The organism is Kistimonas ophiarachnellae (genome assembly GCF_057552235.1).
In genome coordinates, this window is record NZ_BAAJPA010000016.1 from 72571 (window position 1) to 98936 (window position 26366).

General features: G+C 49.3%; 19 protein-coding genes and 1 pseudogene. 9 read left to right on the top strand and 11 right to left on the bottom strand.

Translation table 11 applies throughout. The features are described 5' to 3' along the window. Window positions 1-266: 266 nt before the first annotated feature. The 9 genes from AC27K1_RS18275 to AC27K1_RS18315 form a co-directional block, all read right to left on the bottom strand. Window positions 267-473, bottom strand: coding sequence for a cold-shock protein (locus AC27K1_RS18275; protein WP_395178856.1), 207 nt, complete (start codon window positions 471-473; stop codon window positions 267-269). A gap of 667 nt (window positions 474-1140) precedes the next feature. After that, window positions 1141-1443, bottom strand: a complete 303-nt coding sequence (locus AC27K1_RS18280; RefSeq protein WP_487152227.1) for a helix-turn-helix domain-containing protein — start codon at window positions 1441-1443, stop codon at window positions 1141-1143. Next, window positions 1436-1807: a type II toxin-antitoxin system RelE/ParE family toxin gene (locus AC27K1_RS18285; RefSeq protein ID WP_487152228.1), complete on the bottom strand. Its 372-nt coding sequence runs from the start codon at window positions 1805-1807 to the stop codon at window positions 1436-1438. Before AC27K1_RS18285 ends, AC27K1_RS18280 begins: the two co-directional genes overlap by 8 nt. Before the next feature lie 361 nt (window positions 1808-2168). Next, window positions 2169-2912 carry an FtsZ/tubulin family protein gene (locus tag AC27K1_RS18290; RefSeq protein ID WP_487152229.1) on the bottom strand — a complete coding sequence of 248 codons (744 nt, stop codon included), beginning with the start codon at window positions 2910-2912 and terminating at the stop codon, window positions 2169-2171. A 135-nt stretch (window positions 2913-3047) separates the two neighbouring features. Beyond that, on the bottom strand, window positions 3048-4370 hold the full coding sequence (locus AC27K1_RS18295; RefSeq protein WP_487152230.1) for a PD-(D/E)XK nuclease family protein: 1323 nt from the start codon (window positions 4368-4370) through the stop codon (window positions 3048-3050). 205 nt (window positions 4371-4575) lie between these two features. After that, entirely contained in the window at window positions 4576-8001 is a 3426-nt protein-coding gene (locus AC27K1_RS18300; RefSeq protein ID WP_487152231.1) for a TM0106 family RecB-like putative nuclease, read from the bottom strand. A gap of 78 nt (window positions 8002-8079) precedes the next feature. Beyond that, window positions 8080-9414: an McrC family protein gene (locus tag AC27K1_RS18305; RefSeq protein WP_487152232.1), complete on the bottom strand. Its 1335-nt coding sequence runs from the start codon at window positions 9412-9414 to the stop codon at window positions 8080-8082. 13 nt (window positions 9415-9427) lie between these two features. Further along, window positions 9428-10873 (bottom strand): McrB family protein, encoded by a 1446-nt coding sequence (locus AC27K1_RS18310; RefSeq protein WP_487152233.1) that lies wholly within the window; start codon window positions 10871-10873, stop codon window positions 9428-9430. A gap of 158 nt (window positions 10874-11031) precedes the next feature. Continuing rightward, window positions 11032-11856 carry a PDDEXK family nuclease gene (locus AC27K1_RS18315; RefSeq protein WP_487152234.1) on the bottom strand — a complete coding sequence of 275 codons (825 nt, stop codon included), beginning with the start codon at window positions 11854-11856 and terminating at the stop codon, window positions 11032-11034. Between the two features lie 834 nt (window positions 11857-12690). Between AC27K1_RS18315 and AC27K1_RS18320 the strand changes: the two genes are divergently transcribed. Then, window positions 12691-12933 carry a hypothetical protein gene (locus AC27K1_RS18320; protein WP_487152235.1) on the top strand — a complete coding sequence of 81 codons (243 nt, stop codon included), beginning with the start codon at window positions 12691-12693 and terminating at the stop codon, window positions 12931-12933. A gap of 102 nt (window positions 12934-13035) precedes the next feature. On the opposite strand, the gene AC27K1_RS18325 is transcribed toward AC27K1_RS18320, so the two are convergent. Next, on the bottom strand, window positions 13036-13506 hold the full coding sequence (locus AC27K1_RS18325; protein WP_487152236.1) for a hypothetical protein: 471 nt from the start codon (window positions 13504-13506) through the stop codon (window positions 13036-13038). 678 nt (window positions 13507-14184) lie between these two features. On the opposite strand from AC27K1_RS18325, the gene AC27K1_RS18330 reads away from it, so the two are divergent. After that, window positions 14185-14400 (top strand): hypothetical protein, encoded by a 216-nt coding sequence (locus AC27K1_RS18330; protein ID WP_487152237.1) that lies wholly within the window; start codon window positions 14185-14187, stop codon window positions 14398-14400. A 233-nt stretch (window positions 14401-14633) separates the two neighbouring features. On the opposite strand, the gene AC27K1_RS18335 is transcribed toward AC27K1_RS18330, so the two are convergent. Further along, window positions 14634-14840, bottom strand: coding sequence for a cold-shock protein (locus AC27K1_RS18335; RefSeq protein ID WP_487152238.1), 207 nt, complete (start codon window positions 14838-14840; stop codon window positions 14634-14636). 1702 nt (window positions 14841-16542) lie between these two features. Between AC27K1_RS18335 and AC27K1_RS18340 the strand changes: the two are divergent. The 7 genes and pseudogenes from AC27K1_RS18340 to pglX all read left to right on the top strand — a co-directional run. Next, window positions 16543-17532: pseudogene (locus AC27K1_RS18340) on the top strand (reverse transcriptase domain-containing protein); the annotation flags it as partial. 60 nt (window positions 17533-17592) lie between these two features. Next, window positions 17593-18174, top strand: coding sequence for a group II intron maturase-specific domain-containing protein (locus AC27K1_RS18345; protein WP_487152246.1), 582 nt, complete (start codon window positions 17593-17595; stop codon window positions 18172-18174). A 246-nt stretch (window positions 18175-18420) separates the two neighbouring features. After that, entirely contained in the window at window positions 18421-18936 is a 516-nt protein-coding gene (locus AC27K1_RS18350) for a BrxE family protein (RefSeq protein WP_487152239.1), read from the top strand. After that, a complete protein-coding gene (locus AC27K1_RS18355; protein ID WP_487152240.1) occupies window positions 18926-19714 on the top strand; it encodes a DUF1819 family protein in 789 nt (262 codons plus the stop codon). Before AC27K1_RS18350 ends, AC27K1_RS18355 begins: the two co-directional genes overlap by 11 nt. Continuing rightward, the gene (locus AC27K1_RS18360) at window positions 19695-20273 is read left to right on the top strand and encodes a BREX protein BrxB domain-containing protein (RefSeq protein ID WP_487152242.1); all 579 of its coding nucleotides are present in this window, start codon (window positions 19695-19697) and stop codon (window positions 20271-20273) included. The genes AC27K1_RS18355 and AC27K1_RS18360 overlap by 20 nt, the downstream gene beginning before the upstream one ends. A 46-nt stretch (window positions 20274-20319) precedes the next feature. Further along, the gene (gene brxC, locus AC27K1_RS18365) at window positions 20320-23952 is read left to right on the top strand and encodes a BREX system P-loop protein BrxC (RefSeq protein ID WP_487152243.1); all 3633 of its coding nucleotides are present in this window, start codon (window positions 20320-20322) and stop codon (window positions 23950-23952) included. A gap of 29 nt (window positions 23953-23981) precedes the next feature. After that, on the top strand, window positions 23982-26366 hold a 2385-nt coding region (gene pglX / locus AC27K1_RS18370), incomplete at its 3' end, for a BREX-1 system adenine-specific DNA-methyltransferase PglX (protein ID WP_487152244.1).

Genomic DNA, 26366 nt, shown 5'->3' on the forward strand with positions numbered 1-26366 from the left:
ACTCACCCCACTCGCTATGCCTGATGCTGACAAGGGTTCATTCTGAACATTTTGCGACCGAGTTCAGTCTTTGGCACTGTCAGCTATCGACAAACACACAGAAAGTTCAGGGATAATATTTTTATTGAGTCAGGACTGACAGGAGATGGCAGGACACCCCCATCTCACCTTGCTATCAAAATCATTGGATAAAAAAAGGGCAACACCCTCAGGTATTGCCCTTTTCTTTTCACTTATACCCTACAAAGTAAGGAACAAGCTGCTGTTTAGATAACTTCGATCTCTTCAGCCTGAGGACCTTTCTGGCCCTGAGTCACTTTGAAGCGTACCTGCTGGCCTTCAGCCAGTGAACGGAAGCCATCACCCTTGATCTGACGGAAATGGGCAAACACGTCAGGACCGTTTTCCTGAGCGATGAAACCAAAACCTTTCTCGTCGTTGAACCACTTAACAGTACCGGTAGTAGTAGACATTAATGTCATCCTTTCTCGTTCAAAATAATAGTGCCTTGCAGCAAGGCGGTTGAGCTAAGAGTAACGCTATTATTTATGAAGAACCGGACGAGCTATACCACCCGTAACACACAATCTTGGCATAAAAAATAAAACTCACTTTTAACACTCACCATGTTACAGCAACAGTCTGCCACAAGTCATAGGTACTATAACTCAGAAAACACCGGACATCGTTACTTGGTTGACCGTTTACACGTAAAAATTCTCACTCCAACCCAAATCGGCTATTTTTTGAACAGTTTTATGACTTAAAACCAAAAAATCAGCCACTTTAAGGCACGCTCTCTTCGGAAACTACATAACCATTTGATATATACGGGGAAACTAAAATTCCAGCCCAATATCCAGCACTGAACATGGGGTCTTTGTAAGCGCGGAAAAGCGTAAATGTCAGCTATTCTGTAAGAGAAAACGGTGAACTCGGCGGGATCTGAGGCTATCGTAACGTATTGAAAGCAAAGCCAAAATAAAAAAGGCCCGAAACCGTTAGGTTTCGAGCCTTGCATTGTGTGGCGGTGGTTGGGTAACAGGCAACCATTTATTCTCTGCAGTTGAGCCCCTGTCAGTTGTGATGATTCGGCTATCTGGGCAAGAGCTTCCGCTCTCTATTTCCATCTCCAGATGATCAGGCTAGAACATTTAGCCCTTTATCCTTCACCAGGTTCAACAATTTAAGAGAAGGCCCGTTTGGCCGCTTCTGACCACTTTCCCACTTCTGTACTGTCGATGGACTGACATTCAGAAACGCCGCAAACACTGCCTGGCTTGCCTTGCATTTCAGCCGCAAACGCTTGATTTGCTGCGGTGCAAGCTCTTTCACTGGCGTCAGGCATAAGGCATCGAACTCGTGCATGGTAGTGGCATCCATAACACCAGCATCATATAAGCCCTTGGCGGTCTCATGGACTGCATTTAATAACTCACTCATACGGGATCTCCACTAATTCACCGGCATCCAGTGCCTTTTTCAGGGCATGTTCTGTATACCCCAAAAACTCGCGAGCCAGCAGCTTGATGGCCCGTTCCTCTTTTTGATCAATATTGGCCTGTTTATTCTTGGAAAATCCAAAGATGAAAAAGGCACACTCACCCATCCTGAAAGCCAGAAGCGTTCTGGTACTTCCTCGCTTTCCCTTCCCCATTAGCGGAACACGCTTTTTATATACCGAACCGCCAAGGTCGGCATCAACCAGCCCCTGCTCCATCTCTTGGACAGCAGCCAGAAGCACTTTATCAGAAAGCCCCTCTTTCTTGGCCCAACGCTGAAACCAACGGGTTTTGAAGACTCTCACGGCTCAGGACAACCCTTTTGACAACAAATATAGCACCTAGTGCAATATTGTAGAGAAAAAAATCTAGTTGATCACCTCTCTATCAGAGAGATGGCCGAAATATCAGAATACATTGTTATAGGAAACCATTAATGACTCTCAGCCCCTAAGCCCCCAGTAGTCAATCATACTAGCCATGTAGAAGCTCCTACCTGACTTCTCCTGCATGCCGATAATCGTATTTACCGGCACTGTTTCCCGGGAGCAGAAACCGTTCTGGAATCAGCTGTCAATGACCGGATGGTTCGTATGAACATACAAATCCCGTTACCCAAGGTGGTTGGGTAACGGGGGTGTGGTCAGTTTCTCTTACTACAAATGATCAACTTGCCACTACCGTGGCTATTACCTCATACTCTCCCATTTCCAACTCCCCAGAGATGTTACTGCCGCATATAACCGTTGAGTTTACTCCTGCATAATCTTCAACAACCTGCCCCACATCCACAAAATCGCCAATGCTAAAACTCTCTGCATTACCGATGACGTGAGCCATAAGGTTCACATTGGTGGAGTCACCCAATAACATTTGAACACACTTTTTAAGGGCCTGTTGGGCAGCTTCCGTTGCCCCTGACGGCCCCTTCGCGCGGGCGACAGCCATAAAGCCACTAGAACATGAAGGGGCAATCAGTGCGAAATCCTTCACGTCTACATTCATAAGCTCTTTTGAGACAAAAGGCGCAAGCAATTTCTCAACAGCAACATCTACTGGCACATCATGTCTGATGACACTGACCAGATCTTCCTGTATACCCACATCACCTGGCTTCTGCTTTAAAGCATCAGTCATTAGCAATACCGTCTGGACTTTTCGTTTGCTGACATATCGTCCAAAAGATGTAGACAGGGATTTACCTTCAGAGCCTACTACAACGATGATCAAATCTTCCTGCTCAAGCTGGTCAAAATTTTCAGACAGGGTGGAAAGAGTGTAATGACTGAGTATTACTTCCTCATGCTTTTTCTGCTGGAAAGCCTGATGCCACAATCCAACCGATTGTTCAGCTTCCAGCCCTGAAGAAATAATGGTGATCCTGGTCAAGTTCTTGTCTGATAATTCCATTTCTAGCACTCTCTCAAACACCTGAGTTTATAGGGGCCAACACGCCGTCAACCCCGGCATTTCTGAATACTCGTTACACTTTTAGGCAAACTTATGTCTACTGCCTTAAAAGGAGTTCTGACACAAAACTTTTGATTACCGGATGCCAGCCAGGGCGGTATTCACCAGGTTAAACATTTCATGAATTTCAACCAGCAACTTACGATCACCTGCACCAAACTCACTTACATCCTTCTCGATCAGTTTCTTGTATTTCCAGTTACTCTGCAGTTTGCTGCCAAAGTATTGCGCTAATGACTCCGCGATCTCTGGATCAGACAGGCCCTCTCTCTGGATCCATGCGTACAGTATTTTTTGATCGCCATTATCAGAGATGTTCAGACAGATCGGCCATTTTCCATCTTTGTCTTTCTGATATTTCGCCCATGAAAGATGAAAGAAACTCAGTTCGGTTTTCTTACCAGAAGTCCGTTCAAACTCCAACTGATTCGGGTATGCTCTCTCAAGGCTTTCCTGTAACCACTCCAGACATGAATACTGCGCCAGAGACTGTAGAAGACCTGCGTTTTTCTTCAAAAATTGATGAAGCTGCAAAGCACCATCTCTAATGCCAAGAGAAAGTAAGTGTTGATGCTTGATAAAGTCAATGTCATCAAAACTGTAAAGGTTCAACTGCTCTCCACTTTCATCCTCTAACGTGATATCAGCAAAGTTATCCACCAACTGACGATGACATGCCGCAAACTCTTTCCGGAATGCATGAGGCTTTGCCAAGGTACCATCCAGACCGTAACGCCCATCGAGATGAATAAGCAAATCCTTCAGAATCCACTTACGGGATTCCGTAATGATATCAGTCTCGGTAACATTGCTCAGAGCATCTATAAGCCACTGATGACTGACTATTGCCCACTTGTCCTGCTGGCTTTCCTGCAACTTGTTCTTATCAAGCACTTCACATCCATCTATCAGAATGCGCATTAACCTGAAGTCAGAATTAGGATTGGCAGCAATAAAGGTCTCTGCCCAGTCAGAATAAGCAGCCAGCTGGTCGCCATTCTCACTACTGCCATATTTATGTTCAATAACCACGACCAGGTTGTTGACTATGTCGGTGGCCAGTATATCTATACGTCGTCCGCTACTGATCGTGTATTCTGTATATATGCTCATGCTACTGAGCAGCAACTGATCGACTTCCAGAGCGGTTAAAGGCAGTTGAACTTCACTTTCCGACTGAGCAGCTATTGCAGCTTTCAACAGGGATTTGAGAAAGTAGTCCCCTAAATCATGTCCTTCCTGTGGATGCAGTAACCAAGCGATCACTTCCGTCAGCCCTGTCTCCTTCAGGCCAAGCACATCAAAGAGTTGACGATTTTGATTGTAAAAAACAGCTTGTGAGTAACGCGGATCAGTAACAAATTGTTCGGCCAGCTTCAATGCTTTTCCAATGTCCACAACTCGCATCTCTTACAGATCAAATTTCTGAATATTGTACTGGTTAGTCATTGAGGCAAATTGCGTCATGTCAGTAATTGCCTGATAAGTAAAGAGTACGACACTGTTGTCAGTGCAGCTTGAGGAAGAAAAGGAGTCAGAAGCTGAGCACAAGAGCAGCATACTTCTGACGACATCACAAGTGTTTTGTATCTGAACTTGACGTTTAGACATACTGCGCCATAGCATCAAACAGATTGACCAGCTGCAACTGATCCACCCGGTTAACCGATGTACGACCCAGCGATGGATTACCTACAACAATCGCCAGCGACTGCGCTCTGGAAATTGCCACATTGATGCGATGACGATCAAACAGAAAGTCCATCCCCCTCGGGGATTCGCTGGCATCACTCGCACACATGCTCAGAAAAACGATCGGCGCCTCCTGCCCCTGAAATTTGTCGACACTCCCCACTTTCGCCCTTGAGCCCAAGGCTCTTTTCAGCTTGTTTACCTGCAGGTTGTATGGCGCGACAAAAAGAATATCTTCCCAGCCAATGGCTCTCCCTGATGAGTCATCCTCTGTAAAGTGGAATTTTCGGCCCCGCAAGTCTTGCACCATTCTCTGAATAACCTCAGCTTCCTCATCTGATCCCTGGGTATTTCCCTCATGTTCAACCGGAATGAAAACAATACCGGCATGCTTGGTCAGCGGTTCACTGGCATTATCAGGAACATCTATAACCCGCCCATAGTTGTCAGGATGAGATTCCAGCCTGCCCTCATACACCTGTTCACTGATAAACTGGTTAACCGCTGGATGCATCCGCCAGGTGATATCAAGAAAAACTCCCCTATCTGCTGGTATCGTGGGCGTATCACGCATGAGGTAATCCAGGATAGAAAGACCGCTGTCTTCCGGGTGACTGGCTTGCGAGGGCTGCCCCAACTGCATCTGATCCCCCATCAAGACCAGGTTGCGGGCAGAGCGCGCCATGGCGATAAGGTTGGCCACACTGACCTGTCCGGCTTCATCCACAAACAGGTAGTCCAGTGTATTTTCCATATCCTTACGGGAAAAACCCCAGGCAGTTGTTCCGATAACATAAGGGGGCTTGTTGATATTCTCCAGATCTGAATTTTTGGTAATTGAAACCCCTGTTTTTTCCAATTCAGGACTGGTATCCCGGGTACAGTAGAAGTTGGCCGTTATTTTTTCCTGGCTACAGTAACGCGCTGTACTGAGGAGCAGGTGATTGATCGCCTTATGGCTATTACTCGAGATCCCGACCCTTGCGCCACTCTTTAGCAGCTCCGCAATGACATGCCTGGCAGTATGTGTTTTCCCCGCCCCCGGTGGCCCCTGTATGGCAAGGTAACTATTATCGAGGCATTTTACCGCGCTGATTATCTGCCCCAAGCGTTCATCTGGATCATGGGAAGGCGCAATATCACTGCCCGTTGAAATATGCTTGATACGTGGTCGGGAACGGGTCAGGAAATCCACAATAGCGGCCCGACTCCCGACCAAATCTCCTTGTTCGTACTCCTCCACTGACCGCATGATAGCCGCTTCAATGACATGAGCCGGAACAAACTCATCCGGCACCAGCGAGATAAAAGGCGGTGGCTCATTAGCAGCCTGAATCACCACGAGACCGTTGTCCATGTCACTGGCTTCTTTCAGGAATTTAACCTTAATACCTTTTCCATCACTTGACTCACGTCCAGCCAGGAAGAAGGACTCATGCACATCTTTATACTCTTGAGGTTCAAACCGATATTCATATGACAGTTGGCGGGCACGATCCGTGTGTTTAAACGCAGGGCGACGGGTTCGCTGACAGCAGGCGAGGCAGTCAAGGTCATCCAGCAATTCTTCATGGCTCAATCCCAGCCGGTCAAACCGCCTCCAGAATATCGGTTTTGACTCCCTGCGGTGAAATTCCAGAAACCAGGCCATATTTGCTGTCAGCTGTGCTTTTTCAAGATCTGTCACACGCTCTTTTTCTGCCTGTTTCAGTAACCGATCCCGCAATTCGGTTCGCTCTGTAACCTCTGTTTTTTCCTCAGGCTCCACCACCTCAACCTTGCCTTTATAGACAATGTTATGATTCCTTTGTTGCCCTCGAAGCCAATCCACCAGCTCCTGCGTGGAGTTACAATCATCAATGTTGTAGTCGCGTATGTTTTTTAGAATATCGGATGTCTGCCAACTGTCTCCTTCCTCCCCGATTTCATGGAGCGTTCGCCACTGTTCGTAAACGACAATCGAATCACCACCAGTACCGACCGCAGTTTCACGTTTGCCGCGGTACAGGTGTTCCACGTTCTTGATGGAGTAGCGAGGCTCCCCCAACCTCACGCCACCTTTCACCACCTTGTAAAGGTCTACAAACACCTCGTTACGCAGTAGCTGGTCTACCTCATATTCACATACACCAAAGCGCCCCATCAGTTTACGGCAGGCTGTAATCTCGTAACTGGCGTAGTGATAGATATGCATAGCGGGATCTTGTTGCCATCGGCCATATACCCAGCGGATAAACCCCTCAAAAGCGGCCTTTTCCTGATCTCGATCATGGGCCCAGAAGTCCCTGAATTCGCGCTCTCCCTGATCATTGAAGCAGGAACAGCCCCAAAGATACTCTAACCCTCCCTGCTCCAGTGGAAACCCTTCAATATCAAAAAAGACATCCAGGTCATTGTGTGGCGGAAGCAATTCCAGCCCCACACGCTCTTCACCGCCATGGGCAAGAATGTCATACAGAGGTTTGTCATGTCCCTCGCTGGCTTTTTGGATGGCTGCCTGGGCCTTGAGTCGCTCCAGCACAAGCGGATTCATGCCAGTAACGTGCGTTTTCCGTGTATCTGCCAACGCCTGCATCGTCTTGATTCCGGCACGCGACAGCTTTTTAATTTGCCCCCGTGTAATATTAGCCACCTGGAAAAGATGATCCCGGGCGAGCAACTGGCTCTCGGCCACCTCACTCCAGTTCAGCCAGTGATTAGAATCTGCCGGATCGGGCGGCTGATCGGGATCGAAGGCAGCCTGTTCCGCCAGGAAACCTTCTTTTAGCGAGAGGTAATAATAAAAGCAGTCGCTGGTTCGCAAACGCTCGCAGACACCATTACCCAATACGACCGTGATATATTCGGCCCGGCAACCCTGGATCGCTTCCAGCATTTCCACATAACAGCAAAGCTGAACCGGGTAAGCCGGTTTGACCTTGCTGGACAGTTTGGCATCCCATACCTCGTAGTGAAAATTCCCAAGATGACTCTCGCCGGGTACTTTCACTAAAAAATCCGCGTAGCCTGCAAACGATCCCAGCGCCAATCGCGCCTGGGCAATCACATCAATACCATCGTGCAATGCTGTCAGCGTCTTTTCCATTTTCGTGGCGTTACTATCGGCTTCAACCAACAGCACCGACAATCCCTGCGCCCTGAAATCCTCCAGTACGGCATCTTCATGGGCAAGCCCCCTGGTGGCAAGCAGCTGCATCATCGGGTCATCAGGATCCTGATCCAATGGGTTATCCGGTTGCTCCAAGGTCAGGCGATCCATCCAGGACGCGAAAGGACTCTCCATGTAGCGAGTAAGGTCTGTGGGTGAATAGATGAGCTTTCCCTGATTTTTGTACATGAAGATGCTCGCTTAAAAACCTGTCACGAAGACGCCATTGTTTGATTTCCGGCGTTTCCAGCCAACACTGTTCTGTTATCAGACAGCAACCGACAAAGACCTCTGCGACGGAAATAATGATGGAAAGTGTCTGCCATAGTCGCCCTGAACAAGCTTCCCCGACCGGAGATCAAAAGGTACTACCCACAACCGGAGATGGTCGTCAAATAGAAACTCAGGCAGAGCAACCTGAAAATCCTCAGTTACCGGATAAATCAACATCAGTTCACCCGCGCCATTCAGGTATTTTTGTCCATAGGCAAACATCTGGTAGAAGTCACCCTGCTTGAGGCCATACTTGTCGCTTACCTCCTTACCGTTGAGCAATTTCCATTTGGTATCCAAGACCTGCTTATGCTCTTCCCGGCTTAAAACAATATCCGGCCTCATCTGGAACATGCTTCTGGCATTAACCATGTGTACTGGCTGATGACGGCAGAGGTAATGAGTCGCAGCCTGACTTTGCAGGCGCCATCCAGGCTGGAGAGATTTTCGCAGGCAGCGTTCTACATAGTTCTCAAACAGTTGTTCCATGGGAAAAAGCAGCGAGATTCCTTCATGCAACCCCTTTTGCGCAACCGGACTGAGCTGGCGAATAATGAGTTCACACCACGGCCGGATATTCCGATAGGCAGCCATCAACCGGTTATCCACCCAGCGCTGAAAGTCACCGTCAATATTGTCACTTGCCGGCACGGCATCAAGCAGATGGCTGAACTCATTGGCCAGACGCCAGTTATCTGCCTGCTGGACCAGTTGCCTGACGGTATCCAGAGCCCGTTTTATCAACCGGTTTTCAGGCCTGTTCGGAGTAAAAACTTCATGACGTATCTGGAAAAGATGATCTCTTCCGGGAGGCTGACAGAGTTGTAATGTCGCATTCAGCTGACCACGAAGAAAACGATTTTCTTCTTCTATCGTTTCATAAGTAAATCGCAGCCCTTTTTTATACAGAAGATCCAACTCCTGAAGGAATCGGGCAAAAATCCATTCCGGCAGGGGAAACTTGAGCAATTTCAGCTGGGCAGTCCCCATCTCGCGAAACGGTAACCCCATGCTAACACTGATCATCTTCAGGAGAATGTCACGACATTGCTCCCTCTCCCCCTCACTGGGCGCATGCCGGACATGTTTTGGCAATATTTCGATGGAGAAACCACAGGGACTTTGTAGAAACCCAACATAGCTATCCAGTTTAAGGCTTTTGCGTCCGGCCACGCCCAGCAGGACTTTACCGGAACGTCCCAACCTGGCATGCAGATCCAGCAACCAGTCATAGCAACTCTGCGGGATATGCGCCCGGTCAATCGTGGACTCAACCGGTGCGGTAGTCAGCTCAGCATATTCTCTGACGATAACGGCCTTGGCCTTCATGCGCACTCACCACTTATTGACGGGCTTCATCGTTTCCCCGGGATCTGATGGTATACCGATAGCTGTCAGGCCGTTTGAACGCCTCAGAATTGATCAACCACCTGCGGTCATTGATCTCACCACTGACTACATCACCCAACAGGCTCACCAGATCAGTCTCACCGCCCTGCTTGACAAACTGGTACTGCCCAGGCTTTTGATGGTCGTTCAAAACCCATTGAATGCGTCGCCAGTCTTCAAAGAAATACTCCTGCAACAGTGGCAAGATCTGTTTCTCAAGAATGCGAGCCAGGTTATCCATTGTATTGTTTCCTTCCTGCCTGAGCGGGAGGAAATAACTGTGCCCCAGTGTATGATCTCGATCGAGCAGAACCTCGATACGTTCGTTGAGTGTTTTCAGCAGGAGTCCGATAGCCACTCCATCCACCTCAACATCATTCAGGAGTTCTGCATCAGGCATCATTTCCACGAACTCAAACCGGCGGCGCAACGCAATATCCAATTGTGCCAGCGAACGGTCCGCAGTATTCATGGTGCCTATAACATACAAATTGCCTGGCACAGAGAAAGGTTTTTTGGAATACGGCAGGGTCACAGTCAACGCCTCTACCGCCCCCGCTCGTTTTGTTGGTTCCAGCAGGGTGATCAATTCACCGAAGATGCGAGAGATATTCCCACGGTTTATTTCATCAATGACAATAACATAAGGTTTACACTCTTCATCTGAACTGGCCAAGGCGCAAATTTGCTTGAAAACGCCATCCTCGATGGTGTAATGCACCTGCCCATCAATTGTCTCGGCCTTTATCCCCTCTACGAAGTCCTCATAGCTGAAACTCTGGTGAAAAGTCACAAAGCTGATGCGACCTTCGTTGTACAGGGAATCGTAGTGTTCACGAATAGATTGATAATCGCCTTCCATTCCAACGAAAGAGTCAGGATCAAGGATTTTTAGCGCCTCAATAGCCGTGTGGTAGGTTTTACCTGTTCCGGGAGGACCATAGAGAATCTGGTTAAGAGGAAGATAGAGGGATACTTCCTTTTCAGGCATAAAGGGATTTTGAGGCTCTACGATGTCTCGCGTTCCATCAATACTTCCGCCTGTGATTACATTCATGAGTGCTTCTAGTCCTTCAACAGACATGACCTGCGCTGCAAAACCATATTGAGAGGATATACCCTCAAATTTCGGAAACTTCCTATAACTAGTACTCTTGACAGGAGTGAGCCAGTCTACATGAATACCACTAATCCTATTTATGGAGGTCTGTAGACTGCGTGTTGCAGGATCAAGCACCAAAGGAGATTTCACGACTGGTTTATCAGCTTTTCTCTTGACATAAACATAACCGTTATTACCCAGAGAATGCTCATATGCATAGGATGGCTCTTTCATGCCCAGCTCAATGCGATACCCCAAAGCATTCAAGGCTCTGTGAACTTCTTCAGAATTAAGCATGATCTTCCTTATGTATGCTATCTATAAAGAATGCTGCGATTGCAGATTCTGCCTGTTAATCTGGCCAGCGTAATGGCATACCTGACATCCAGATACAACGACTGAATGATATGGTCATACTATATAAATTGTGCCTGCCAAACCCGTAGAACCTAATATCAATAGGTCTGCACCCCAAACTTCAACAGCATTCGGGGCAGGACATCATCCAGGTTCTGAACATCCTTATCAGTCAACTGGATCAGGTTGAGGCCATACTTCTCGTAAATCTTGAGTTTCTCTGCCTTGCGCTTACGGTATTTGGGGTCTTCTTCCAACCCCCAGTATTCGATGTAGACCTTGCCTGTCGGCACATAAAAATCGCAGTAAACATCTTCCTCGATGGGCAACTTACGCTCATAGGCATGAACGATTTCCGCCATATAGAGCCAATTATCCACCAGCATCTCGGCCTTGGAACGTACAAAGTGGCCATCAGCCGTACGCAGTTTGGCCGGAAACTTGTCCCTGAACCCTGCTTCATCGCTGCCATTATTGTCTTCAAGGCCGATCGCCTGGCTCAGGTCCCCTCGGATCTCTTTCAGCGACAAGGTGAATGCCTTGCTCTCCAGCACACTTTCCGGCCAGCAGACATAAGGAATGCCTGTACGGTTATCTTCCCGTTGCTGGCCACCCATGGCTTTACCCTGAGATGTCACTTCCCAGCCTTTGAGAGCCTTTTTGATCCAGCCAAGTTCTGAAAAAAGCGCATTAATTCGCTGTGCGGATAACTCCAATTGCTTACCAACAGCACTGGCTGTCATCAACTTCTTTACATTACTTGTGCCAGTTTCAGACTCATTATTATTGACCCTTATCATCTCTGGCCAGGCGATGTATTTCCCATATTTCGGATGGGTGATGTACTCGCCGCCCTTCGCCTTCCCCTTCTCAGTTAACTCCCAGGCATCTTCAACACGAGCAATCCAACCCGCCGATTCCATTTTTTGGAATAGGTCTTTTGCTGATAGAGAAAGGGATTTTGCCAGGGCACTGGTAGAGATCTTCCTGGATTTTACTGAGTCCATACATCACCTTGGAGGGCTTGTTATTGTCTGGATGGATCATAGCGCACTACTGGAAACAGACTTTATCGCAATAGAAACGTACGTTCCATATCACTTGCAAGGTCTACATATAGAACCGCATACTTCATTCCGGCCCAATTCTTGAACAACTGTTCATCTCGCCAATATCTGAGCTACTGAGGCCTATGCTCCGCTGGTCAATAAACGACCATGTGACCCAGGGAAAGATTATGAAAGACCTTGCTATCATTGACTTCACGAGCAATTACCACCAACACTCAGGAAAAACGCATGAAACTCCTTGTTATCACTGGGATTGAGGAAAATTTGAGCGTCAATGATTACTGTGATTTTGAGGTTGCTGGCTCCAATACCAACCTGGTCAGATACCAAGTAAATATTTGATTCCGTGATTGAGATTAGTAATGTCCTGTTATTCCTTACCACACAGGGGATAGCAAGAAATGTGCTGAAATTATACAGTGTGAGATTAGCTGCTGGAGAGCATCGTTATATCCATCCAGCTTGAGCCCGGTAATGGCAAGGGGTTTCATGATCTTGCCGTGAAAGAGACCGCCGATTTGAGGATAACCCCGGAGAGCTGATCACGAGTATTAAGTGTAAGTCGAATAGCGGATTCACGAATCATATCAAGGTAAATCCATAATTTCGTTTATCCTATTGAAATGCCGCCATTTCTGAAGTCTGATAAACACGAGTAGACAACAATCAACTAGAAATGAGGCGATTATGGAAATCAAATATATCATCACGCGTGGAAAAAAAGCCGGTACCGTTTGTGAGCCTCACAAAACCCAAGCGGGCAAATTCGTCGTAAGCAAGACTCGATTCCAGGAAGATTACATCTATGTCGATACTTACGAGGAGATTCTGGACCACCTCAAAAAAGGCTTTAAGGTAAGAGTCAGTGATGTCAACACAAAGCGTTCACCGAGTCTTGTCAGCTACGACTCTCTTACCATCACTGAATAAAACTACTGCGCCAGATCCAGCCGCATAAATGGGCTTAGGCTGGCGCCGATAATTGTCGGGTCGGCCAAGATATCCATAGCCAGCGGAATGCTGGCAAAGTCTTCAGAAATAGAGCCCAGGTTCTGCACCGGGGAAAACATAACCCGGTGCACCCGAATACTGAATGGCACACCTTCCTGAGCATCGTTGAGTCCTTCCATAATATAGCGCGAACTCCTTCCCCGACTTCACCAGTGCCTTTACCACATTGGCGCCCAGCGGCGTGCAGGAAACCGTAATGCCCTTGTCGTTAATGGCGCCGCCGTCCAGCACCCGGATACCGGATTTGGTCAGTTCATAGTCCATATTATCGGTGAGCAAATTTGAAAGACTGTCACGAACCGTGATCGTCTGCCCAAGATCTGGCAGTTTGTCGAAAAGAACCAGCTCATCAACAATGCCATGCCTGGCATGGGGTTCATGGATCACCGCACCACCAACCCCACTGAGCGAGGCGCGTAGAGCCAGAGCGATATTCTGAGCAGTGAAATCATGGGCGGTGGTGGAACCGGTAATACCGAAGAAACGTGACACTATATTGCGATTTCCGCCAGCGCAGAGATAGTTTTTCAGCTTCTTCTTTTCCTACTCAAAACTGAAGGTAAACTCACTGACATTGCCCACGGGCAACAGTGGCGCAGATTGATCGTATGGCTGGATATGGATGCTGTCGGCACCGATACAACTGCGGTCAACTTGTGACATGGGTTCTCTCCCTGAGGTATATCCTTGGTGAACAGGCAAACGACGGAGGATGCCGATGAGTCAGCAACAATCCGCACAGAAATCCGTGCAAAAGAATGTATTGGGCCAGCCACTGCTGCCCTCAATGTTAAACGCAAAATTGTGTTCCTGCTGTAACAATGCACTGAAACACTACAGCAGACGGGATTCCAGTGCTGCCAACAGATCACCGGTCTGCTCATAAATGGGCAACAATTGTTTCTCAATCGACAATCCCATCCACATCACCTTGCCAGAGCGTTGAGAAAGCTGCTTTCAGTGCTGCCAGTGCGTCGCTCGTTTGAACACCATCTCATGGCTAATATTGACCGGCTGCATCAAAAAAACGCCCTGCCAGAACCGCCGCCCGGCTCTGACGCATAATCGGGTTTGCCTGTGGTTGCCTAGATAGTGGGCAGAAATAGCGGACAGCCCCCCCATATCACCATCTGAAAGCCGTCATTGCGGCGTCGTCCAGAGAGCTCCGGCGTGACCTTGACCCGATCAGGATGCTTGAGCAATGCATGGCTTACAGATATCCGACGACTCAGTTCACAACACCCGGCACCTGCCCTCCGTGACGCTCTGGTACGCGCCCACATCTGGATGCAACGACTGGAAACCGTTCAGGCCAACAGCATCAGGGAGATCGTCATGAAAGAAGGAGTATCAGCCAAGGACTTGCATCACGCATCCTTCGCTTGATTAGCCTGCCCCCACCATTCAGGAAGCGATTCTGACCGGTGAGGGTTTGGGGCTTCTGACGCTGGACGACTGCCATGGCACCATTCTCCGATAACTGGATTGAACAGGAGAAGCCGTTTTTGCCAAACACGGGTGATCAGTCGTATACCGCAGATGTAAAAAAGGGCAACACCCGCAGGTATCGCCCTTTCACTATTCACTCCTACCCCGAAGGGTCAGTGACAAGCTGTCGCTTAGATCACTTCGATCTCTTCAGCCTGAGGACCTTTCTGGCCCTGGGTCACCTTGAAGCGAACCTGCTGGCCTTCAGCCAGGGAACGGAAACCGTCGCTCTTGATCTGACGGAAATGGGCAAAGACGTCAGGACCGTTTTCCTGAGCGATGAAACCAAAACCCTTCTCGTCGTTGAACCACTTAACGGTACCGGTAGTATAAGACATTAATGTCATCCTTCTTCGTTCATAATAAATAGTGCCTTGCAGCAAGGCGGTTGAGCTAAGAGTAACGCTATTAGTTATGAAGAGCCGGACGAGCGATACCACCCGTAACACACAATCTTGCCATAAAAAATAAAACTCACTTTTAACGCACACCATGTTACAGCAACACTCTGCCGCAAGTCATAGGTACTATAACCCAGAACATACCGTACATCGCTATGCTAACAGCCGCCTTTCCGTAAATTTTTTTCGTAAGCCAAACAGGTGTGCTTTTACACATTCTGGTTATGCAAACCTACCAAAACCCACACTTTGACACCGGTCTTTCGGGAACTACATAACCATTTGATATATATACAGAATCCAAAGACCTCTCAAAAATCCAAAAGTGAGGTCTTTGCAGAGAACAGAGAGCAGAAAAGCCCGAAAATCAGCTATTCTGTTAGAAATACGGTGAACTGGACGGGGCGAAGGGCTGTCATAACCCATTGAAAGCAGGGCCAAAATGCAAAAAGGCCCGAAACTGTAGAAGTTTCGAGCCTTTCATCGTTTGGCGGTGGTTGGGTAACGGGGGTGTGTTCAGTTTCTCTTACTACAAATGATCAACTTGCCACTACCGTGGCTATTACCTCATACTCTCCCATCTCCAACTCCCCAGAAATGTTACTGCCACATAAATGTTACTGCCACATATAACTGTTGAGTTTGCTCCTGCATAATCTTCAACAACCTGCCCCACATCCACAAAATCGCCAATGCTAAAACTCTCTGCATTACCGATGACGTGAGCCATAAGGTTCACATTGGTGGAGTCACCCAATAACATATGGTCCCACTTTTCCAGAGCATTTTTGGCAGCTTGCGTCGCCCAAGGATCCCTTACATTTTACGACCATAGAGACTTTTCTTGTACAGACAGACTTTATCGCGATAATAAAGATCTTTTCATGTCGTTTGTCAACTCTACATGTAGCACCACAAATCACATTCTGGTTTAATCCTTGATCGAACGTTCAATATACTTCTCTCCGAGCTACCGAGGCCCATGCTCTGCCGATGACTAAACAATCGTGCAACCCCTCCGGGCGGTAGCGTGCGTGCGACCAGCGAATCGGGGGTCGCATATAATCCCGATTCACAAGGGTAAGTTTGAGGTGCCGACACATTGAGTGATTCGGACTTCTGTACATCCAGATGCTCCTACCCGGACATGCTGCGGAGTAATCCAAGGTGTGAAGCTCCGGGGACAAAGCCTTCAAGCGGGTAGTCTCGACCGGCGGCGGGCCAGGAGCGAACCGGACGGGTGAACGATAGTGAAGAGTTTCAAGCTTCGTCACCGCCAATCTGCCAAAGAGACTGACAGGCAGAGCCCAAAAGGGATGCAGGCAGGATCAGAGTTTCTGCGCGCTAAATCTGACGATGTCATTACGCCTGCCGGAGTACAGACTCCACCCTCCCCGGTTCATTTGACTCAAGCTTATCAACTGGGTAAGCCCTGTTCACCCCTTCCAAGAAGGTATCCTGACCGCAAGGAAAGGGGACGGTGGAAAGGGTAAAGGAGGCCGGAGAAAGCGAAGGCTGTCTTGTAATGAGACAGATAGGGTTTCGAACTTTGACCCAATCCGAAAGGATGCCCACTTCCGGCTGGTCTCAGCGATAGACAAGCTTTGCCATGACGTTTGTCTGTGGAGAGGGTTAGACAATGCTGGCCATTGAACCGACCACAGAACACCAGCACTCCGGCTGGCCGGGTATTAACTGGTCGAAAGTCTCAGCCAGTGTTCGTCGGCTGCAGGGCCGTATCTATCGTGCGGCAGAGAATGGGTTGTGGAAAAAGGTCAAAAGCCTTCAGAAACTGCTCGTTCGTTCACTGGCCGCGAAGCTCCTGTCCATACGACAGGTGACGATGGAAAATCGCGGCAGAAATACGCCGGGTATTGACGGGGTAGTATGCGATACGCCGACAAAACGCCTGACGTTACTGAAAGAAGGATTGACGCTGAGGGGGTACAAGCCCAAGCCCGTGCGCCGGGTATACATTCCCAAGGCCAACGGCAGGCAACGCCCTCTTGGAATTCCCACTGTTAAAGATCGTGTCATGCAGGCATTGGTGAAATTGTCCATGGAGCCAGAATGGGAAAGCCGTTTCGAGGTTAACTCCTACGGCTTTCGACCGGGACGATGCTGCATGGATGCCATCACTGCCATTGCCTATACACTGCATCAGAAGAATAGCAGTCAATAGGTGCTTGATGCCGATATATCCGGTTGTTTCGATAACATAAGGCATGAAGCCATATTGGACAGAACACCGGTGTTCGCCAAGACAATACGTCGGTGGTTAAAGTCCGGTGTTGTTGAATGGAATCACACGCAACCGACAGAAGCAGGAACGCCACAGGGTGGGATTATTTCCCCTCTGCTGGCAAACATTGCTCTGGATGGTCTGGAGAGGCTGTTTGGTTGCACCAGCGCAAGCGGTCGGCAATTGCGTCCGGCCCAACGCCGGGGAGACAACAAAGGCATTAACCTGATTCGCTATGCCGATGATTTTGTCATTACGGCACCTTCGGGTGAAGTAATTAATGACTATGTAATCCCAAAGCTTGAGCAGTTTCTTGCAACAAAGGGACTGCAACTGAGCGAAGCCAAAACCCGTGTCGTTCACATTGATGAGGGTTTTGATTTTCTGGGTTTTACCATTAAGCGATACAGCGGGAAAATCGTACTTGTCCGCCCGGCAAAGGCCAATGTGAAAGCACATATCAAGCGGATAAAGGATCTTATCTCAAACTATAAGCAGGCCACACAAACCGGGCTTATTGCTTGCCGCAACCCGATTATTGGCGGTTGGAGCCACTACTATCGCCACGGCAACAGCAAGCGGACATTCAGCTATGTCGATCACCGGATATGGAAATTGACATGGAACTGGGCAAAGCGCCGACACCCGAACAAAGCCAGGCACTGGGTGAAATACCGGTACTTTCCCGGTCAGGACTGGATGTTCAGGAACGACACCATACGCCTATACCGGCATAAGCATACTCCCGTCACCCGTCACATCAAAGTCAAGGGGAGTAATAGCCCCCTTAACCCCGATCAAAGGGAATATTGGGAGCAGCGCCGTCGGAAAAGGCAGCTGAAAGAATCCTTCTACAAGCAGAGACGAGAGGTGCTGTTCCGACAACAGAACAGCTGTGTCGTGTGTGGGGCACCATTCCAACATGGCAATCCACTGCATGATCCACAGGCTGTTTATGATTCTATGGACAGCCTGTTATCTGATCGTCAATTGGTGCATCCGTGGTGCCGAATAGCACAACGGTTGTGAATGTGAATGCCCAAGAGGCTTGAGCCGTATGCGATGAAAGTCGCACGTACGGTTCTTAGGGGGCTGGGTGGCAGCAATGTCACCCGGCTACCCGACCTGCAGACAAGCTCACCGCGAAGTCCATGCTGAAGACATTACATTCTCGTGGAGATTTAGAGCAAAACTTGATCGATAAGCATCCAATACCGACGGTTATTGGAATTTACGAATTACTCTAGATTACGAGCAAGCCAATACGAGTAATACATGAACAAACAAGCGAAACACCTGATCGCCGAACTGAAATTGATCATTGGCTTCCTTGGAGAAAAGAGCCAATTCAACTGGTGGGAAAGTAATTTCCTCAGCTCATCCAGTACCGCCTACCTGACGCCGACCTATCCCCGCACCATTCTTCTTGCTCAATACCATGGCGTAAGTGAAGCGGCCCTGGCGGTACATGACCGTTTTATCGGTACCGGAATAAACTACCACTTATATCGCTTACCCGACTCTATTGAGCGGGATGTGGCCAGTGCGGTTCAGGAACTATCCAGCAGTGCACAACTGCGCAGCACCTTAAGCTCTCAAGACACGGCATTAAGCAGACTGGCCGAGCTTGCAAGTCAGGAGCAGGCAAAAGATGGGCCAGTGGACATAGCCTCATTTTCCGATACAGACCTTGAGCAGCTGGTCAAATCAAGCGCAGGTTATTACTTAAGTGCGTTTACCCAAGGCATCACATGCTACCCGTTTATGAAGGGAGCAAATAATGCAACCTGATGCCACAACATTTTATACCACTCAGCTTCAAGCTGGGTTGGGCTTAATAGAAGAGACGAAACATCTATTATCACTGTACCAACCGGAAATGTCTTCAACCCAGCTTTATGACCAAGCACTGAATTCTGGCTCTTTTCCAAATGTTTCTGCCAGGAGACTACGAAATATAGTCTCTGAGTGTTTCTCTCCAAGATATTTAAAACCAGCTGTAGCAATCTACCTAAAAGCAATCGCCGAGAGTGCCTCTCGCCAGCCACTCAATCAGTTATTGCTGATTCATACAGCCCTAGCCAATACAATACTGCTTGATTTTATTGCGACTGTTTATTGGGAGAAATACTCCAGTGGGCATGATGTGATCAGCACAGAAGATGCCAAAAATTTTGTTGCTGATGCTGTTACAGAAGGCAAAACCCAAAAAACCTGGTCCGACTCCACCATAAAACGGGTCGCTTCATACCTGCTGGGTTGCTGCGCCGATTATCACCTCTTATCCGCCGGAAGAGTGTCCAAAAGAACCATTCAGCCGGTTCGCATTCAATCAACCACATCTCTTTACCTGGCGTACTGGCTGCATTTTTCAGGTCTTGGCGATAACACCCTGATCAACCACAACAGCTGGAAACTGTTCGGATTAGATCCCCTTGACGTGCGCGAGGAGCTAAAAACATTAGCCAAAAATGGCTGGCTGATTGTTCAGTCGGCCGGGGAAGTCACGCGCATTAGCTGGCAATTTCAATCAATGGAGGAAGTGATCAATGTCATCATTGAAAGCTGATTTTAACGAGCTCATGGAACGGGTGCGAGCGGGTCGTGAATTTGCCAGCGCCAGTTTCGAACCGATTTTTTACCTGGTATTCAGACCAGAACAAATTCTCGACGTTAAACGTCAGCTGCCAGCATGGGAAGCAAAACTAAGGAACGATGGCTGGACAGTCCATCACTTTTCCATGGCAGAGGCGATCCAGGAGATTTTTGCGGGAATGCCACCATTTATCCGGAATATTTGGGAAACCCAGGACTCGGTCGCTCCCCTGCAATGGCAAAGAACCAATAACTCCCTGGCCCAGGCACTCATCCAGAACGACGCCCTGCAAAACAAACTGGAAGCGGTATTATCGGAGCTGGAAGGGCTGGAAAAAAATATTCTGCTTATTACCGATATTGAAGCCATACACCCCTATTTACGTATCGGCTCCATTGAAAACAAACTACAAGGTCGTTTCCACGTCCCCACCATTTTTTTCTATCCCGGCGTTCGCTCCGGTACCCGCCTGAAGTTTCTCGGTTTTTACCCGGAAGATGGCAACTATCGATCTGTCCATGTCGGTGGTTAACCACTGAAGATCAGCGAAGATCCACAAACAATTAAAGGAAGCAACCATGGCCATCAAAACGCTATTTGACACTAACAGAGACATCTACCGCGCCATCGAAAAAGTCATCACCTATGGCGTATCACAGGAAGCCAGACTAAAAGCGGAAATTTCCGAATATGTCGTCACCGAAAGCATAGAAGAACAATTTGAAAAACTGCTCAGTAAAATGCAGGCAGCCATGGAAGCCGGTGGCCAAAATGAAGTGGGTGTCTGGGTATCCGGCTTCTACGGTTCCGGTAAAAGTTCCTTTACCAAATACCTGGGCCTGGCCTTTGATGATCAGGTAACTATTGATGGCACCCCCTTTATTCAACACCTGCAAGACCGACTGCAAAAATCCACCACCCGGGCATTACTGGGTTCGGTTGCCAAAAAATTTCCTGCAGCGGTTCTGATGCTGGACCTGGCCAGCGAACAGGTTGCCGGTGCCACCATGGAAGAGGTCTCCACCGTCCTCTATTACAAGGTACTCCAGTGGGCCGGTTACTCTCGCAATTTGAAAGTCGCCACCTTCGAACGCAAATTAAAACAGGAAAACCGGCACAACGAATTTCTCGATCTGTTCAGCAACTACACCGGTGGACTGGACTGGAACGATTACCGCAACGACGATCTGGTGGTGGACAGCGTTATTCCAGAACTGGCCCACCAGCTCTATCCGGCCATCTTTAGAACGCCCACTTCATTTTCCACAGAAGCCAGCGAAATTATCCGCTTTGAAAATGACCGGGTAGCGGAAATGATCGATATTGCCCGGGAAGCAACGGGCAAAGAGCATATTATTTTTATTATTGATGAGGTCGGCCAATACGTCGGCTCCCGGCAAAACCTGATCCTTAATCTGGATGGCCTGGCCAAAAACCTGAAAAACATTGGCGATGGCAAAGTCTGGGTGATTGGTACCGCACAGCAAACCCTGACCGAAGATGACCCCAGGGCCACCCTGAACTCACCAGAACTCTATAAACTGAAAGACCGCTTCCCCATCCAAATTGACTTGGAAGCGAATGATATCAAGGAGATCTGCTACACCCGACTGCTCGGTAAATCCCCCGCCGGTGAAACCGAACTGGGCGCAATGTTCGACAGCCACGGTCAGGCGCTGCGCAACCATACCAAACTGGTGGATGCCCGGGCTTACGGGGCCGACTTTGATAAACAGACGTTTATCGACCTCTATCCATTCCTGCCGGCACATTTTGATATCCTGCTGCACCTGCTGGGCAGCCTGGCCAAATCCACCGGTGGCTACGGGCTGCGTTCGGCCATTAAAGTTATTCAGGATATCCTGGTAGAAGGCGCCGATGGCACCACGCCCATTGCCGATCAACCCATCGGCTGGCTGGCCAATACCGTTACCCTGTACGATGCCCTGAAGAAAGATATCGAAAAAGGCTATCAAGCCCTCTACTCATCCGTTAAAAAGGTCCAGATTCGTTTTCCCGATTCAGAGTTGCACCAGAACATTGCCAAGACCGTCTGTGTTCTGCAGATTCTGGAAAACCTGCCCGTATCGCTACAGAACGTCACCAGCTTAATGCATGCCGGCGTCAGTGATGCCTCCGCCACCGATGCCGTTAAACAGGCGGTGGATGAACTGATTAATGACGCCATCGTTCCCTTTGGCGAGCAGGACGGTAACTTATGCTTCTTCAGTGAAAATCTGAACAATATCGAACAGGAGCGGGCCGCTATCCCCCTGCGCAGTATCGATTTGCGCAAAATCCATAACGAAGCGTTAAAAGATGCGTATTCGCCCCTGCCTGCCACCCAGCTGCACGGTTCCCTATCGGTACAGACCGGCCTGAAAGCCCAGAATATGGGGGGCGTACCGTCCTCCCTGGCGGGGGAGCGAAATACCGTGCAAACCATTGTGGAACTGGTATCCCCCAATGATTACGACGCCACCAAAACACGACTCACCGATGAGAGCCGACACCAGAGCAGCCGCACCACCATTTTTGCCATAGGCAAAGCAACACTGGAAATGGACGAACTGGTGGGCGAAATTCACCGCTGCCGTGAGATTGCCAATAAATATCGCAATGAGCCGGACCAGGATGTCAACCGATACTGTACCAGCCAGCTGGATATTGCCAAACGCAAAATCGGTGAGCTGGAAGGTCTGATTCGCCGCAGTTTACTGCAGGGGTCGTTTATCTTCCGGGGTGAAGTCACTGCCGTCGAAAACCTGGATCTGCAACTGATAGAAGCTGCCAAAAAGCATCTGGCCGATGTGGCGGAGCAGGTGTTCGACCGCTACAACGAAGCCCCCGTACGAGCCAACACCAATCTGGCGGAAAAATTCCTGAACACCAACAGCCTGGCCGGGATTACCAGCGATATCGACCCCCTCAGCCTGGTACAGCGCGTCGGTGGACAACCCTCCATCAACACCGACCATAAAGCCATTACCAGCATCCGGGATATGATCGAGCGGCAGGGTTCCATTGAAGGTAAACGACTCAGCGACATCTTCAGCGATGCCCCCTATGGCTGGTCCCAGGATACCCTGCGCTATCTGGTGGCGGCCATGTTGGTGGCCGGCGAAATCAAACTCCGGGTGGCCGGTCGGGAAGTCACCGTTAATGGTCAGCAGGCCATTGATGCCCTGAAAACCAATAACAGCTTCCGCACCATTGGCGTCTCACTGCGTGAAGAGCGCCCCAGTATGGAGGTGATGGCCAGGGCGGCCGATCGCCTGACCGACCTGAGCGGCGATATGGTGGTGCCCCTGGAAGATGAAATCAGCAAAGCGGCCAGCAAACTCTTTCCTCAGCTGCAGCACAACTACAGTCCGCTGGCGGAAAAACTCAAGCGACTGGGCCTGCCAGGTGCCGACCGGATTGAATCCCTCAGCAACGATATTCGCGATGTACTGGCTACCGATGCCTCCGATGCCCCAGCCCGGCTCGGTGGTGAAACCTCTGACCTGTACAACAGCCTGAAATGGGCGGCAGAGTTGAAACTAAGCCTGGAGCAAGGCCTCGAAGAGACCCTGACGGAACTCCAGCGGCATCGTCAGGCCCTGAAACAACTACCCACCAGCGGCACACCGGGCCAGTTGCAGACCGAACTGGCTGATCTCCTGAGCGATCTTGACGAACGTCTGGGCCACAGCGAGTTTCTCAATTATCGCAGCCAGTTTGCCGGGCAGCTGACGGATATTAAAAACCGGGTCCGCGATACCGTGCTGGCCATGGAGTCGGAACAGGGGGAGCGCATCAAAGCGGCGGAGCAGGATCTGGTACTGATTCCCGAGTGGCAATCCCTGACCCAGCAGGAACAAAACACCCTGCTGGCCGATCTGGAAAAGCTGACCGGTAGCGTCAGTGAAGACCTGGCAGGCCTGCAAACCCTGGTCAACCAGGAGTTCACCATTCAGGCCGAACTGAAGGATATGAAAGACCGTATCCAGCGCATTGGCCAGCAGCGCCTGAAAGACAAATTACGGGAAGAGCAGGAAGCGGCCCAGCAAACCGGCACTGGCACGGCAAAAATCACCCGCAGCGTGCAACCGAAAAAACGCATCACCAGCCTGGAGGAGTTGGGCCAGCTTATTCTCGAGCTGCAACAACTCCAGGGCGAGTTGGCCTACGCCCATGAATTTGAGCTGGAAATCAGCCTCAGCGAATAACGGCCAGCGACCTTCAGGAACATCGTTCAATGTCTTTTGATCAAAGCACCCGCAATCGCCTGCGCGATTTTGTCAGCAGCGCCCGTGCGCTGCTGGTTGAGGAATTTACCCGTCAGCTCCAGGCCACCTATGGCCTGGACCCCGGTGAAGGGGCAGTGGCGGATATGGCCAGCCTGACCTATCTGGATAACCGCCAGCGGCAGACGGCCCATCTGTTGCGGGAGACCCTTGCCCACTATTTAGCCACCACCACCGGCACAGGGGACAAGCAACGTACCCAACAGGCCCTTGGCCGAATCATACGTGAACAGGCGTTTACCGTGCTGAACCGCCTGGCGGCACTGCGGATGGCAGAGGCTCGGGGTTTTCTGCTGGAATCGGTAGCCAAGGGTTATAGCTCCAAAGGTTTCCAGCTGTACAAACCACTGGCCGGCACGGCCCATGGGGAAACCGGTGATGCCTACCGCAATTATCTGTTCAGCCTGTTTGATGAATTCAGTCTGGATTTGGCGGTGCTGTTTGATCGCCATAGCGCCCAGGGGCAGCTCTTCCCACGGGAAAGCGCCCTGCTGGCCCTGCTGGATGAGATCAATCACCCCGATATTGAACACCTGTGGGCGGAAGATGAAACCATTGGCTGGATCTACCAGTACTTCAACTCCCAGGAAGAGCGGCGGCAAATGCGTGCGGAATCCCAGTCGCCCCGCAACAGCCGGGAGCTGGCGGTACGCAACCAGTTCTTTACGCCCCGCTATGTGGTGGAATTTTTAACGGACAATACCCTGGGACGTATCTGGTATGAAATGACCCGGGGGAATACTGCACTGGCAGACAACTGTCGTTATTTGGTGCGTCGCCCTACCGAGATTTTTCTAAAACCCGATGAAGCCGTGCCGGAAAATCCTGAGGGTGAAACGGAGTCATTAAGCCAGGAGGAATTACTGCAGCAGCCAGTCTATATTCCGCACCGGCCATTAAAAGACCCACGTTCCATTCGTATGCTGGACCCGGCCTGTGGCTCCATGCACTTTGGCCTCTACGCCTTTGATCTGTTTGAAAGGATCTATCGGGAAGCCTGGCAACTGGAACAGCAGCTGGGGCCCGATGCGTTTGTTCGGGAAGCGGGTCAGGATGCCCTGCAAAACACTTTTGCCTCCCGGGAAGAATTTGAGCAACAGATTCCCAAACTGATTATTGAACACAATATTCATGGGGTGGATATCGACCCCCGTGCCGTGCAGATTGCCGGCTTAAGCTTGTGGCAACGGGCCCAGCGAACCTGGCATCAACAAGGGATTAAACCTCAGCAGCGCCCCGCCATTGTTAAATCCAATATTGTCTGTGCTGAGCCCATGCCCGGTGAAAAAGTGCTGTTACAGGAGTTTACCGAGAAGCTGGACCCGCCCGTACTGGGGCAACTGTTGGAAGTAATTTTTGATAAGATGCAGCTGGCCGGTGAAGCGGGCACCCTGCTGAAAATTGAAGAAGAGATGCAAACCGCCATTCAAAAAGCCCGGGAGCAGTGGCTGAAAGAGAGCGGCAGTCAGACCATGGGGGATATGTTCCCGTCCGAGCTGGATGCGGCAACGCCTCAGAAAAAGCTGGGGTTTGATCTGCGCGGTATTGATAATGAAACCTTCTGGGATGATGCTGAACAGCATATTTTGCAGGCGTTAAGTGATTACGCGGATCAGGCAGAATCTTCTGCGGATCAGAAACGGCTGTTTGCGGAAGATGCAGCTAAGGGGTTTGCTTTTATTGAGTTGTGTCGGAAGCGGTTTGATGTGGTTTTGATGAATCCGCCTTTTGGCAATCCATGCTATTCAATTAAATATGAATTAAACAAATACTACCCTCTCAGCAAAAAGGATTTGGCAGCGGTATTTATTGACAGAACTCAATCAATGCTTAACATGGGTGGTCTAGTAGGTGCGCTATCTACTAGAAACATTTTTATGCTAAGCACGTATGAAGATTGGAGAAAAAGTTCTATTTTAGAAAATAACAGTTTACGGCTATTTTCTGATCTTGGGTACAATGTACTTGATGACGCCGTAGTAGAGGCCGCAGCATATACAATCACAGATATCAGCAAAATTAAACGTAGCATGTCTTCATATATTACGTGTTTGAGATCAACACAAAAGGAGAGTACTTTAAAAAATGAAATAATAAATTTAAATTCAAATTGTGAATCAAAACATTCTGGCTGTTTTCTACCTCAGTATTTATTAAATGTCCCTTCATGTGTTCTAGCATACTGGATTTCCTTAGAAGCAATAAATGTCATTTCCAGTTGGTCTAAAGCAGACACACAAGGTGTTGAAGCAAAAATAGGAATGAGCTCAGCCGATGATGAACGTTTTCTAAGGCTATTTTGGGAAGTAGACAAAAATTCTTACGGCAAACAGTTT

Coding starts and splice junctions, on each gene's coding strand:
- AC27K1_RS18275 (WP_395178856.1), bottom strand. CDS start 473: ATGTCTACTACTACCGGTACTGTTAAGTGGTTCAACGACGAGAAAGGT.
- AC27K1_RS18280 (WP_487152227.1), bottom strand. CDS start 1,443: ATGAGTGAGTTATTAAATGCAGTCCATGAGACCGCCAAGGGCTTATAT.
- AC27K1_RS18290 (WP_487152229.1), bottom strand. CDS start 2,912: ATGGAATTATCAGACAAGAACTTGACCAGGATCACCATTATTTCTTCA.
- AC27K1_RS18300 (WP_487152231.1), bottom strand. CDS start 8,001: ATGTACAAAAATCAGGGAAAGCTCATCTATTCACCCACAGACCTTACT.
- AC27K1_RS18305 (WP_487152232.1), bottom strand. CDS start 9,414: ATGAAGGCCAAGGCCGTTATCGTCAGAGAATATGCTGAGCTGACTACC.
- AC27K1_RS18310 (WP_487152233.1), bottom strand. CDS start 10,873: ATGCTTAATTCTGAAGAAGTTCACAGAGCCTTGAATGCTTTGGGGTAT.
- AC27K1_RS18315 (WP_487152234.1), bottom strand. CDS start 11,856: ATGGAATCGGCGGGTTGGATTGCTCGTGTTGAAGATGCCTGGGAGTTA.
- AC27K1_RS18320 (WP_487152235.1), top strand. CDS start 12,691: ATGGAAATCAAATATATCATCACGCGTGGAAAAAAAGCCGGTACCGTT.
- AC27K1_RS18335 (WP_487152238.1), bottom strand. CDS start 14,840: ATGTCTTATACTACCGGTACCGTTAAGTGGTTCAACGACGAGAAGGGT.
- AC27K1_RS18350 (WP_487152239.1), top strand. CDS start 18,421: ATGAACAAACAAGCGAAACACCTGATCGCCGAACTGAAATTGATCATT.
- AC27K1_RS18355 (WP_487152240.1), top strand. CDS start 18,926: ATGCAACCTGATGCCACAACATTTTATACCACTCAGCTTCAAGCTGGG.
- AC27K1_RS18360 (WP_487152242.1), top strand. CDS start 19,695: ATGTCATCATTGAAAGCTGATTTTAACGAGCTCATGGAACGGGTGCGA.
- brxC (WP_487152243.1), top strand. CDS start 20,320: ATGGCCATCAAAACGCTATTTGACACTAACAGAGACATCTACCGCGCC.